This window comes from Cupriavidus sp. HMR-1, assembly GCF_000319775.1.
In the GTDB taxonomy this organism is placed as follows: Bacteria; Pseudomonadota; Gammaproteobacteria; order Burkholderiales; family Burkholderiaceae; genus Cupriavidus; species Cupriavidus metallidurans.
On the sequence record NZ_ANKP01000235.1, the window covers coordinates 76,991 to 89,516 of the forward strand.

Genomic DNA, 12,526 nt, shown 5'->3' on the forward strand with positions numbered 1-12,526 from the left:
CTGCCATGCACTCCGATTCCTTCCTCGATCTTTGCCGCGCAGCCATCGGTTCGCAGAACGTGCTGACCGACCCGGCCGACAAGGCCCCCTACCTGACCGACTGGCGCCACCGTTACACCGGCGACGCGCTGGCCGTGCTGCGTCCCGGCTCGACCGAGGAAGTCGCGGCGGTGATGCGTGCCTGCCATGCGCACAAGCTGGCCGTGGTGCCTCAGGGCGGCAACACGGGCCTGTGCGGCGGCGCCACCCCCGAGCCCGGCGATGCCGCCGCGCGTGGCACGGTGGTGCTGTCCCTGCAGCGCATGAACCGCGTGCGGCAGGTCGACCCGCTCAATAACACGATCACCGTCGAGGCCGGCGTGATCCTGCAGCAATTGCAGGAGGTCGCGCAGACACACGGCCGGCTGTTCCCGCTCTCGCTGGCGGCCGAAGGCAGCTGCACGATCGGCGGCAACCTGTCGACCAACGCGGGCGGCACGGCCGTGCTGCGCTACGGCAACACGCGCGAACTCTGTCTGGGGCTCGAGGTCGTGAACATCAAGGGCGAGGTCTGGGACGGCCTGCGCGGCCTGCGCAAGGACAATACCGGCTATGACCTGCGCGACCTGTTCATCGGCGCCGAAGGCACGCTCGGTATCATCACCGCGGCGGTCATGAAACTGTTTCCGGCGCCGCGCGCACGGGTCACCGCGCTGGCCGCCGTTGAAAGCCCACGCGCCGCGCTGGCGCTGCTGGCCATCGCGCAGTCGCACGCGGGCGCCATGCTGACCGGTTTCGAGCTGATGTCCGCGATGTGCATGGATCTGGTGACGAAGCACTACCCGCAGTTGCGCTACCCGTTCACCGCCCATCATCCGCAACTCGTTCTGCTGGAACTGTCCGACAGCGAGAGCGAGGAACACGCGCGGACGATCTTCGAAAAGATGATGGAGGTCGCGTTCGAAGCCGGCGTGGTCAAGGATGCCGTGGTAGCCGAATCGGTACAGCAGTCACGCGATTTCTGGAACCTGCGCGAACACATTCCGCTGGCGCAGGTCGAGGAAGGCAAGAACATCAAGCACGATATCGCCGTGCCGATCTCGCGCGTGGCGGACTTCATCGAGACCACCGACACGCTGCTGCAAGACGCCTTCCCCGGCGCGCGCATGGTCACGTTCGGCCATCTTGGCGATGGCAACCTGCACTACAACGTGTCACCGCCGGTCGGCGTGGATCATGACCAGTTCCTGTCGCATCAGGATGCGATCAACCTGATCGTCCACAACAGCGTGCACGTCCACAACGGCTCGATCTCGGCGGAACACGGTCTTGGCCAGCTCAAGCGCGAAGAGAACCGCCGCTACAAGAGCGAGGTGGAGCTGACGATGATGCGGGCCATCAAGCAGGCGCTGGATCCGCAAGGCTTGATGAACCCCGGAAAGGTGGTTTGAGAGTTCGGGCGGGGCATGGCAACCACATGCCCCACATGCCCCGTCAATGCGGCATCCGCCCGTCATCCCCCTCGAACAACTGCCCGCACAACGCCTCGCCCTCCTCCGTCAGCCGCGCCGAGCCCCGGCCATCCTCTTCCAGCGTCATCACCGCCAGTCCCGCGTCGGCCAGTTGCGTCAGCACCCGCCTCAGCACGCTCATCTGCGCCTCGGCCCGCTTGCTGAGTCGCGCCAGCGACAGGTCGCCGCCGGCTTCCCGTGCATGCTCCCAAAGCGCGCGGAGGATCGCCTCCAGCACCGGGTCGATGCCCTCCTGTTCGTTCACGTCATCGCTCATATTGCCTCCCGCGCCTGCAATGTCGCCACCAGCTTGCCGAGCGTGACGACGGCCGCTTCCATGTCTGGCGTCCACGCGCTGCTGTAGTTGAGTCGGATGCAGTTGGCATAGGTCGGCACCGGCGAGAAGATGTGGCCGGGTGCCACCGTGATGCGTCGCTCCAGCGCCGCGTGATAGAGGGCCATCGCGTCCACCTCCTCCGGCAACTCCACCCACAGCACATACCCGCCAGCGGGACGCGACACGCGCGTGCCCTGCGGAAAGAAGCGACGCACGGCCGCCGCCATGATGTTGGCCTGCTGCGCATAGGCTTTGCGCACGCGCCGCAGATGGAAGTCGTAGCCGTCCTTGCGCAGGAATTCGGCGATGGCCAATTGCGGAATCGTCGAGGTGGTCAGCGTGTTCAGGAACTTGAGCCGCTCCACCCTCTCCCGGTACCGTCCCGGCAGCGCCCAGCCGATGCGGTACGCATTGGTCAACGTCTTCGAGAACGACGAGCAATGCAGTACGATGCCGGCCCGATCGTAGGACTTGAGCGAGGTCGGATGCACGTCGCCGTAGAACAGCTCGCCATAGACGTCGTTCTCGATCACCGGGATATCGCGCGCCGTCAGCAATTCCACCAGCGCCTGCTTGCGATCGTCCGGCATCTGGAAGCCAAGCGGATTCTGGAAATTCGGCATCACCATGCACGCGGCCACGGGGCGTTCGTCGAGCAGCTTCGCCAGCGCCTGCACGTCGATGCCCTCCACGGGATCGGTCGCCACTTCCACGGCACGCATCCCCAGCCGCTCGATCGCGTGCAGCATCGCGTAGTACGTTGGCGATTCCACGGCAATGGTGTCGCCCGGCTTTGCCACGGCCTGCAGGCACAGGTTGATGGCCTCGGTGGCGCCGATCGTGACGATTACTTCGTTCGGATCGACGGCCAGCCCGTTCTCCAGGTAGCGACGCGTGATCTGGCGAATCAGTGGCGGCGCGCCGGGTGGCAGGTCGTCGAGCACGCTCCACGTGTCGTAGCGCTTGGCGATGGCATTGGCGTACTGCGTGATGCGCTGCCACGGATAGAGCCGGGGGTCGGGATATGGCGAGCCGAGCGGCACCGCGTCATCGACACGGATCGAGCGCAGCGTCGACAACACGAGCGCGCTCACATCCACCGCCGAAGGGCGTGCCGCGGGTCGGGTCGGCAGCAGGTCGATCGGTGGCTCGCCGGGCCGGGCACGCACGAAGTAGCCTGATTGCGGCCGGCTCTCCAGAATGCCGCGCGACTCCAGCAGCAGGTACGCACGCACGACCGTGGTGATGCTCAGGCGATGATGCTGCGCCGCCTGCCGCACCGAGGGGATCTTTTCGCCCGGAAGCAGTACGCCTTGCTGGACCAGCGCCTCGATATCGGCCGCAAGTTTTTCGTAGAGAGTCACACCGCCAACCTTTCGCCAGTAATTTCCGATCTGGCTGGCGGTGCCCGGCCGGGCGTCAGCCCGGTACCGCCAGCGGCTCAGATCGTAATACGAAACCCTCGTTCTCTGCTGGCGCCGTGTACTCGACGAAACCGTCCTTGCGGCAGAAACTCAGCAGGCGCAGGCCGGCCTGCGTGGCAATGCGGATAGCCAGCGACGTCGGCGCGGAGATCGTGGCCAGCATCTGGATGCGCATTCGCGCGGCCTTGCGCACGAGTTCATAGCTGGCGCGGCTGGATAGCAGGACAAAGCCATCGCCGAACGTCGTGCGGGTGCGGGCCAGATGGCCGATCAGCTTGTCCAGCGCATTGTGGCGACCCACGTCCTCGAACACGGCAACGACGTTGCCCTGCGCGTCGCACCATGCCGCCGCGTGAACGCCTCCGGTGGCGGCCATCAACACCTGCCGTGCCTGCAATGCGTCGGTGGCGCGACGGAGCATCGCAGGCGTCGGTTCAATCCGTCGCGCAGGCACGCCAACCGGCGTCGGCTCCAGATCGAGCAGCGCCAGGCTTTCGGTTCCGCACACGCCACAGCCAGTACGCCCGGCCAGCGTGCGCCGGTGCGCGCGCAGCGCCATGAACGAACGCTGGCCGATCTCGATACGCACCTCGATGCCGTCGCAGCCCGGCGCGATCTCGATGTCGCGGATCTCGGCAACGCTGTCGACGATCCCCTCGGTCAGCGAGAAGCCAATCGCGAACGCTTCCAGATCGAGCGGCGTGGCCATCATCACGGCGTGCGAGATGCCGTTGTAGACCAGCGCGACCGGCACTTCTTCCGCCACGTCATCGATCTCGGGAACGGTGTGGCCCCCGATGTGGCGCAGAATCTCGCGCTCGACGTAGCCGGCCTGCCCATACTCGTCTTCCACCATGCTCCTGCCTCCGGTCAGCCCGCGCGCCGCAGCCGCACGGGAATCGATTTCGACGTCGGGGTGCCGGATCGGTCGCCGATGCTCTCCAGCGGCACCAGTGGATTGGTCTCCGGATAGTACGCACCCAGGCAACCCTCGGGGATGTCGTAATCGACCAGACGGAAATCCTGCACATGGCGCGTCACGCCGTCTTCCCAGACGCTCGTGATATCGACGTGCTCGCCTTCCGCGAAGCCCAGCCGGGCGCGGTCCGCGGGATGGATGAACACCACGCGGCGCAGCCCGTACACGCCACGATAGCGATCGTCGAGTCCGTAGATGGTGGTGTTGTACTGGTCGTGCGAACGCGTGGTCATCATGACCATCATGTCGTCGCCGTAGCGGGCGCGGGCGCGCTTGATCGGCGTGTCCTTGTCGATGGCATGCACCAGGAACTGGGCCTTGCCCGACGCGGTCTTCCAGACCCGGTTGCGCGATGCCGGGGTCAGATGAAAGCCACCCGGATGCGCCACGCGCTCGTTGAAGCGCTCGAAGCCCGGAATCACCTTTTCAATCGCGTCGCGGATGCGTGCATAGTCCTGCGCGTACCAGCGCCAGTCGACCTTGTCCGAGCCGAGCGTGGCGTCGGCCATGCGCGCCACGATGGCGGTCTCCGACAGCAGGTGCGGCGATGCCGGCTTGTTCATGCCGTACGAGAGATGGACCATGCACACCGAGTCCTCGACCGTCACACCCTGCGGCACGCCGTTCTGCTCGTCGATCTCGGTGCGGCCCAGCGTCGGCAGCAACAGCGAATCCTTCCCGATCACCAGATGGCTGCGGTTGAGCTTGGTGGCGATATTGACCGTGAGATCGCACTGGCGCAGCGCCTCCCACGTGCGCGGCGTATCGGGTGTGGCGATCGAGAAATTCCCGCCCAGACCCACGAACACCTTGACCTTGCCGGCCAGCATCGCGTTGATCGCGGCCACCACGTCCTGCCCGTGGGCGCGCGGCGGCTTGAAATCGAACGTGGCGCCAAGGCGGTCCAGGAAGGCGTCGTCAGGCTGCTCCTCAATGCCCATCGTGCGGTCGCCCTGCACGTTCGAGTGGCCGCGTACCGGCATCAGGCCTGCGCCGGGCCGGCCGATGTTCCCACGCAACATCATCACGTTCGACAGCAACTGGATCGTGCGCACTGAATCCTTGTGCTGCGTCAGTCCCATGCCCCAGCAGGCAATCGTGCGTTCGCTGTGGACATAGACGTCGGCCAACGCATCGATGTCCGCGCGCGTCACGCCGGACTCCGCGACGATATCGGCCCAGCTCTCGGCGCGCAGATCCGTAGCGAAGGCATCGAAATCGGCGGTGTGCTCGCGGATGAAATCCACGTCCACCACACGCTTGCCGCCCGTGGCAACGGCCGCGTCGTCGAGTTCGATCACACGCTTGCCCAGGCCCTTGAGCAGCGCGAAGTCACCGGCCAGCTTCGGACGAACGAACATCGTGGCGATCTTCGTGCTGCCGCCGGTAAGCATCTCGCTGACGTGCTGCGGACTCGTGAAGCGCTGCAGGCCGCGCTCCTTGAGCGGGTTGATCGAAACGATTGTGGCGCCGCGCTTCGCCGCATCGCGCAACTCGTTGAGCATGCGCGGATGGTTGGTAGCGGGATTCTGGCCGAACACCATGATCGTGTCGGCAAGCTGGAAGTCATCGAGCACCACCGTGGCCTTACCCACGCCCACCGTCACCGGCAGGCCACGGCTAGTGGCCTCGTGGCACATGTTCGAGCAATCCGGGAAGTTGTTCGTCCCGTACATCCGCACGAACAGCTGGAACAGGAAGGCTGCCTCGTTGCTGGCACGGCCCGAGGTGTAGAACGTGGCGCGGTCGGGGTCGTCCAGCCGGCGCAGATGATCGGCGATCAGGCGGAATGCCTCGTCCCAGTCCACCGGCACGTACTTGTCGGTGGCGGCGTCATAGCGCACCGGGTGCGTCAGGCGACCATGCTGCTCGAGCTCGTAGTCGGACTGCCGCATCAGCTCGGTGACCGTGTACTGCGCAAAGAACGCGTTGGTCACGCGCTTGCTGGTGGCCTCGGCCGCCACGGCCTTGACGCCGTTCTCGCAGAATTCGAAGGTCGACGCGTGCTGGCGGTCCGGCCAGGCGCAGCCTGGACAGTCGAAGCCGTCCGGCTGGTTCTGTTTGAACAGCGTCTTGTACTTGCCGCCGGCAACCTTCTCCTTGACGAGGTTGATGGCGACCTGCTTGAGCGCGCCCCAGCCGGCGGCCGGGTGCGTATAGGGGGCAACATGGCCCTTTTCGGGCGTTGGGGTAGTCATCGGGGGGCGACTTTTGCTGCAATGCACGAGAGACTAGGCCCTCGATGTGACGCCCGTGACGTACAGAATTACCCCGCCAGGAAGAGTACAGTTTGCGCCATCGCGGCGCACCAATCCGGAACTGTGCTTGTCAACGCCGCATAAGTGCGCAAATGCGCATATCTATTCTGGCCGTTCCGGCGTGGCGTCGATGATGCCCTCCAGCTCCGCGCTCATCGGAATGCCCAGCCGCTCGCCGGTCGGCAACTTGTTCATGAACCATTGCTTGTAGAGCCGCTCCATGTCGCCCGAGGTGATCACGTCGCGCACGGCCTTGCCCACCAGCGTCGCGAACTGCGGATCGTTCTTGCGCAGCATGATCCCGTACGGGTCATACGAAATGAAGTCGCGCGTGATGATGAACTTCTTGCCGGCGCCGTAATGGGCCAGAAAGCCATACAGCAGCACATCGTCGCCAGCGTAGGCATCGGCGCCGCCCCGACTCAACACCGCGAATGCGTCGGCATGGTCGCGCACGCGGATCAGGTTGATGTTCAGGTCGAAGCGCTTCGACAACTGCGCGACGGCCTGCTCGTTGGTCGTGCCCGCCGTGACCACCACGGTCTTGCCCTTCAGGTCGCGGAACGACTTGATCGGTGACGCGCGCGGCACCATCAGCTTGGTGCCAGCGATAAAGATCACCGGGGAGAACGCCACGGTCTGCATGCGCTCGGCATTGCGCGTGGTCGATCCGCATTCGAGATCGATCCTGCCCGAGGTAATCGCCTCGAAACGGTTTTCCGACGTCACCGGCACCCACTTCACGGCCAGCTCGCGGCCCACCTCCTCGCTTGCGGCCTGCACGATGTCCGTGCAGATGTCGATCGAGTAGCCGATAGGCCGGCTGGCCTGGTTCAGGTACGAAAACGGCAGCGACGACTCGCGATAGCCGATCACCAGCGTGCCGGTGTCCCTGGCTTTCTTGAGCGTGCCGCTCAACACGGTGGCGTCCTGGGCCACGGCCAGCGTCGCGCCAAACGTCGCGACCAGCCCCAGCCACAGTGCGGCCAGCATTCCCGGCAAGCGCGCCGCCATGATGTCAGGCCTCCGCCGTGCTCGCATCGTCCGCAGCGATCGCGCTCTCGGTCTCGGCAACCGGCCCGGACGACAACTGCCCTTCCCACTTGGCCACCACGGCGGCGGCGATCGAATTGCCGACCGCGTTGGTCGCCGACCTGCCCATGTCGAGGAACTGGTCCACGCCCATGATCAGCAGCAAACCCGCCTCCGGAATGCCGAACTGGTTCAGCGTGGCGGCGATCACCACCAGCGAGGCGCGCGGCACGCCGGCCATTCCCTTCGAAGTCAGCATCAGCAGCAGCAGCATCGTGATCTGCGTGCCCAGCGGCAGGTGGATGTCATACGCCTGCGCAATGAACAGCACCGCGAACGTGCAGTACATCATCGAGCCGTCAAGGTTGAACGAATAGCCGAGCGGCAGCACGAAGCTCGAAATCTTGCGATCGACGCCGAAACGGTCGAGCGAATCGAGCAGCTTCGGATAGGCCGCTTCGGAGCTCGCCGTCGAAAACGAAATCAGGAACGGCTCGCGGATGAGCCGGATCAGTGTGAAGACGCGGCTACCGAGGAAAATGTAGCCGGCCAGCGCCAGCAGCGCCCAGAGCACAAACAGCGACAGGTAGAAGCTGCCCATGAACTTGGCGAAGGTCACCAGGATGCCGAGCCCCTGCGTGGTCACCGTCGACGCAATCGCCGCGAACACGGCGATCGGTGCCAGCCACATCACCGCGCCGGTGATCTTGAGCATGATCTGCGCGAGGTCGTCGATCACGCCGGCCATGCGCGCGCCACGTTCGCCGAGCATCGAGATTGCGGTGCCGAAGAAGATCGAGAACACCACGATCTGCAGGATCTCGTTGTTCGCCATCGCCTCGCCCACCGATCTGGGCACCAGATGGGTGACGAAGTCCTTCAGCGTGAAGGCGTTGGTCTTGAGGTTGGTCGCAGAGCCCACGTCGGGCAACGGCAGGCCGATGTTGTGGCCCGGCGCCAGCATCGTCGCCATGATCAGGCCAAGGGTCAGCGACACCAGCGACGCGGTAATGAACCACGCCATCGCCTTGCCGCCCACCCGTCCCACGGTGCCCGCATCCCCCATATGGGCGATGCCGATCACCAGGGTAGAGAACACGAGTGGCGCGATGATCATCTTGATCAGTCGCAGGAACACATCCGTGATGAGCGAGATGTACCCGGCCACTTCCTTGGCCACCTTCGGGTCGGGAAACGCGATGTAGCACGCATAGCCAACGGCGGCACCCAGGATCATCGCAATCAGAATCCAGGTCGTGATATGGGACTTCGTGCTCATGACATCTCCTTTGGGGGGGGCGGCCATCCGGATGTCCTGCGTGTCCTGCGTGTCCTGCGTGTCATACGTGCCGTGCCAGCCTGCATGTCCTGCGTCTGCGCCAGCACTCTAGGTAACGATAGGACGTGCTGGTGCAATTCCGCAAACCCGGAAAACACCTGCGCGTCCCGATGACCCATCGCGCGTCATGGCTCGATTGCGACGCCCATGCGCCATGTATATAATCCGCCACACTCGCCCCCGCATCCATCTTTGCCGGAGCGTCATACCGACAAGCGCGCGCAGCGCCACCCGGCTGAGCCACCGGGCCGCGCGGACCGTGCCCCCGGGCCTTGCCGGCCCGCGTGCCGCCTATTTCTTCCGGCGGCCGATTTACATACCTACCTAACCCACGCCGAACCTCGGTGCGCCGCCGCATAGGCGGAGCAATGACCCGGCGTCAGCAGTCGCACGTCATACATGGCGCAATTCTTTCTTCGCCGACCCGCCTTCGCGTGGGTGCTGGCAATCCTGACCATGATTGCAGGGCTCGTTGCCCTGAAGAACATTCCGGTGGCCCAGTACCCGGCGGTGGCCCCACCGACGGTCATCCTCTACGCCGACTACCCGGGCGCCACCGCGCGCACCGTGGAAGACCGCGTCACGGCCGTGCTCGAACAGCAGATGCATGGGATACCGGGGCTGCTCTATATCGATTCGAGCAGCGAGGCCGGCACGGCCACGGTCACCATCGGCTTCCGGCAAGGCACCGATCCGCAACTCGCGCAGGTGAACGTGCGCAACCGCGTGTCCCAGGCCGAGCCGCTGCTGCCCGAGGTGGTGCGGCGCGGCGGGGTCTATGTCGATCAGGCCAGCGCCAGCCCGTTCATGTACGTGTCGCTGATCTCGAAGACCGGCACGATGTCCGAGACCGCGCTGGCCGACTACGCCGCCGGCACGGTCCTGCCCATGCTGCGGCGACTGCCCGGCATCGGCAAGGTGGAGGCATACAGCGCCGAGTACGCGCTGCGCGTCTGGTTCAATCCCGATCAGCTCAATGCCTATGGCCTGACCACGGCCGACGTGGAAGCCGCGATTCGCGCGCGCAATGGCAGCGTCACGCCGGGCCAGCTTGGCGGCGCGCCATCGAAGCCCGGGCAGTCCTACCAGGCGGTCGTGCGCCCGCCTGCGCCGCTGGCCAACCCCGAAGCGTTCGGTCGCATCGTGCTGCGCTCGGCCGCCGATGGCTCCGCTGTCTTGCTGCGCGACGTGGCGCGCGTGGAGATGGCCGCCGCCGACTATCGCTACAGCTCCACGCTCAATGGCCGCGAGGCCGCCTCGATGGGCCTGAAGCTCGCGGACGGCGCCAACGTACTGGCCACTTCGCGCACGGTCCGGGACGCGCTCGACGAGGCCGCCAAGGCCTTTCCGGCTGGCGTGGCGTATGACATCTCGTACGACACCGCGCACTTCGTGCAAAGCTCGATTTCGCGCGTGCTGATGACGCTGGCCGAGGCCACGGTGCTGGTGTTCCTGATCCTGTACCTGTTCCTCGGCAACCTGCGGGCCACGCTGATCCCGTGCATCGTCGTGCCGGTTTCGCTGCTCGGCACGGTGGCATGTCTCTACGCGTTCGGGCTGTCGCTGAACGTGATCACGCTGTTCGGCGTGGTGCTGGCCATCGGCATCCTGGTGGACGATGCGATCGTTGTGGTCGAGAACGTCGAGCGGATCATGCGCGAGGAAGGCGTCGATGCCTTTACCGCCGCGTCGCGTTCGATGCGCGAGGTCTCGGGCGCGCTGCTCGCGGTGACGCTGGTGCTCTGCGCCGTGTTCGTGCCGATGGCTTTCCTGGGCAGCGCCGTGGGGGTGATCTATCGCCACTTCGCCATGACGCTGGCCATCTCGATCGCGTTCTCGCTGTTCTTCGCGCTGTCGCTGGCGCCCGCGATGTGCGCCTCGCTGCTGCGCCACGGCGCCCAGCCCGCGCGCGGTCCACTAGCGTGGTTCGAGCATCGCTTCGCCGCGTTCACCACGCGCTATGCCGGTTGGGTGCAGCGGCTTCAGCAACGCCGCCTGCGGTGGCTGGCGGTCTATCTGGCCATGGCCGCGGTCTGCGCGATCGGGCTCTGGCAACTGCCTAGCGGCTTTCTGCCCGAGGAGGACACTGGTGAACTCGTGATCGACGTGGAGCTGCCGCCGGGCAGCACCCAGGCGCAGACTCGGGAGACCATCGCGCAACTGGAACAGTGGATGAAACAGCAGCGCTTTCCGGTCAAGACGTCGTTCGCGCTGTTCGGCTGGAACAGCGGCGGCTCTGGCGAGCAACGCGCCAGCGTGTTTCTGTCGCTCGACGACTGGAAGCTGCGTGGGCGCGAGAACGCGGCGGACGTCGTGCTGGCACGGCTGACCAAGGGCCTCGAGGAATGGCCCGGACGCGGCGATGCCCAGCTCTACCCGTACAACGGCACGGCGCTGCCGGAACTGGGCAGCACCAGCGGGCTGGACATGCGGCTCGTCACGCGACTGGAAGGCGGTCGTCCGAGCCTCTATGCCGCGCGCGACAAACTGATCGAACGCGCCAAGGCCGACCCGGTGTTCGCCGAAGTCCGCGCCACGGCGGGCCAGCCCGTGCCCGCGCTCGACCTAGCGATCGACTACCGCAAGGCCGAGAGCTTCGGCGTCGATACCGAGGCGATCCACCACGCGCTGGCGGCCACGCTCGGCTCCCGCTACATCGACGAACTGGCCCGCGACGGTCGCGTGCGGCGCGTGATCCTGCAGGCGGATGCGCCGTTCCGAATGCAGCCGGAGGATCTGGCACGCCTGCACGTGCGCAACGCGCAGGGCCAGATGGTGTCGCTCGGCGCGTTCGCCACGCTGGAATGGGGCAACGGCGAGGCCACGCTCGAACGCTACAACGGCCTGATCTCGGTACGTATCAATGCCGACGTGACGCCGGGTACCAGTACCGGTACCGCGATGGCGCGGCTCGAATCGCTGGTGCGCGAACTCGGCCCCGACTACGAGGTGCGCTGGAGCGGCCGCGCGTTCGAGCAGCAGCAAAGCGGCACGCAGGCGCCGTGGCTGTTCGCGCTGTCGATGCTGTTCATCTTCCTGTGCCTGGTGGCGTTGTACGAAAGCTGGACGCTGCCGCTGGCGGTACTGGCAATCGTGCCGGCCGGTCTGGTCGGCGCCGCGTCGGCCGTCTGGCTGCGGGGGCTGCCCAACGATGTCTACTTCAAGGTCGGTGTGATCGTGATCATGGGGCTCGCGGCCAAGAACGCGATTCTCGTGGTCGAGTACGCCGAGCAACTGCGGCGCGATGGACTGGAGCGCGTGCAGGCCGCCACCCAAGCGGCACGCCAGCGGCTGCGTCCGGTGGTGATGACCTCGCTCGCGTTCATCCTGGGCGTGGTGCCGCTGGCGATCAGCACCGGCCCCGGCGCCGGCGCCCAACGTGCGGTGGGCACGGGCGTGCTGGGTGGCATGCTCGGCGCGACGATCCTCGGCACGCTGGTCATCCCGCTGCTCTATGCCTGGATCGCCCGCTGGTCGAACGCGCGCGCCACCACCGAACCCGCCCAGGCGCCGGCCTCTGAACCCGGCGCCTGAAAGCGCCGCACAAGCCACAGCCGCCACACCCGCGACGTGCAGCCACACATTGCATGTCGCGGTTGACGCCTTCATCACCTACAAATGATAATAGGTCGCATTTGCATCAAAACGCTTACTCTTAGCTGACACT

At 65.8% G+C, this 12,526-nt stretch carries 8 protein-coding genes; 2 read left to right on the forward strand and 6 right to left on the reverse strand.

The features are described 5' to 3' along the window. The first annotated feature begins 5 nt into the window (after positions 1–5). Positions 6–1,430 carry an FAD-binding oxidoreductase gene (locus tag D769_RS24450; RefSeq protein ID WP_008650544.1) on the forward strand — a complete coding sequence of 475 codons (1,425 nt, stop codon included), beginning with the start codon at positions 6–8 and terminating at the stop codon, positions 1,428–1,430. Positions 1,431–1,473: 43 nt separating this feature from the next. Here the strand turns inward: D769_RS24450 and D769_RS24455 are convergent, their stop codons facing one another. The 6 genes from D769_RS24455 to D769_RS24480 all read right to left on the reverse strand — a co-directional run bounded on the left by D769_RS24455 (position 1,474) and on the right by D769_RS24480 (position 8,799). Then, positions 1,474–1,767, reverse strand: coding sequence for a hypothetical protein (locus D769_RS24455; RefSeq protein WP_008650545.1), 294 nt, complete (start codon positions 1,765–1,767; stop codon positions 1,474–1,476). Next, positions 1,764–3,191, reverse strand: a complete 1,428-nt coding sequence (locus D769_RS24460; protein WP_008650546.1) for a PLP-dependent aminotransferase family protein — start codon at positions 3,189–3,191, stop codon at positions 1,764–1,766. The genes D769_RS24455 and D769_RS24460 overlap by 4 nt, the downstream gene beginning before the upstream one ends. Positions 3,192–3,246: 55 nt before the next feature. Further along, a complete protein-coding gene (gene fdhD, locus D769_RS24465; RefSeq protein ID WP_008650548.1) occupies positions 3,247–4,107 on the reverse strand; it encodes a formate dehydrogenase accessory sulfurtransferase FdhD in 861 nt (286 codons plus the stop codon). A gap of 14 nt (positions 4,108–4,121) precedes the next feature. Next, positions 4,122–6,428 (reverse strand): FdhF/YdeP family oxidoreductase, encoded by a 2,307-nt coding sequence (locus tag D769_RS24470; protein WP_008650550.1) that lies wholly within the window; start codon positions 6,426–6,428, stop codon positions 4,122–4,124. 162 nt (positions 6,429–6,590) lie between these two features. Further along, complete coding sequence (locus D769_RS24475) at positions 6,591–7,502, reverse strand: amino acid ABC transporter substrate-binding protein (RefSeq protein WP_008650556.1); 912 nt, start codon at positions 7,500–7,502, stop codon at positions 6,591–6,593. Between the two features lie 4 nt (positions 7,503–7,506). Next, positions 7,507–8,799 carry a dicarboxylate/amino acid:cation symporter gene (locus tag D769_RS24480; RefSeq protein ID WP_008650557.1) on the reverse strand — a complete coding sequence of 431 codons (1,293 nt, stop codon included), beginning with the start codon at positions 8,797–8,799 and terminating at the stop codon, positions 7,507–7,509. A gap of 459 nt (positions 8,800–9,258) precedes the next feature. On the opposite strand from D769_RS24480, the gene D769_RS24485 reads away from it, so the two are divergent. Beyond that, positions 9,259–12,393 (forward strand): multidrug efflux RND transporter permease subunit, encoded by a 3,135-nt coding sequence (locus D769_RS24485; protein WP_008650558.1) that lies wholly within the window; start codon positions 9,259–9,261, stop codon positions 12,391–12,393. Positions 12,394–12,526: the final 133 nt, after the last annotated feature.

Coding starts and splice junctions, on each gene's coding strand:
- D769_RS24475 (WP_008650556.1), bottom strand. CDS start 7,502: ATGGCGGCGCGCTTGCCGGGAATGCTGGCCGCACTGTGGCTGGGGCTG.
- D769_RS24470 (WP_008650550.1), bottom strand. CDS start 6,428: ATGACTACCCCAACGCCCGAAAAGGGCCATGTTGCCCCCTATACGCAC.
- D769_RS24455 (WP_008650545.1), bottom strand. CDS start 1,767: ATGAGCGATGACGTGAACGAACAGGAGGGCATCGACCCGGTGCTGGAG.
- fdhD (WP_008650548.1), bottom strand. CDS start 4,107: ATGGTGGAAGACGAGTATGGGCAGGCCGGCTACGTCGAGCGCGAGATT.
- D769_RS24480 (WP_008650557.1), bottom strand. CDS start 8,799: ATGAGCACGAAGTCCCATATCACGACCTGGATTCTGATTGCGATGATC.
- D769_RS24485 (WP_008650558.1), top strand. CDS start 9,259: ATGGCGCAATTCTTTCTTCGCCGACCCGCCTTCGCGTGGGTGCTGGCA.
- D769_RS24450 (WP_008650544.1), top strand. CDS start 6: ATGCACTCCGATTCCTTCCTCGATCTTTGCCGCGCAGCCATCGGTTCG.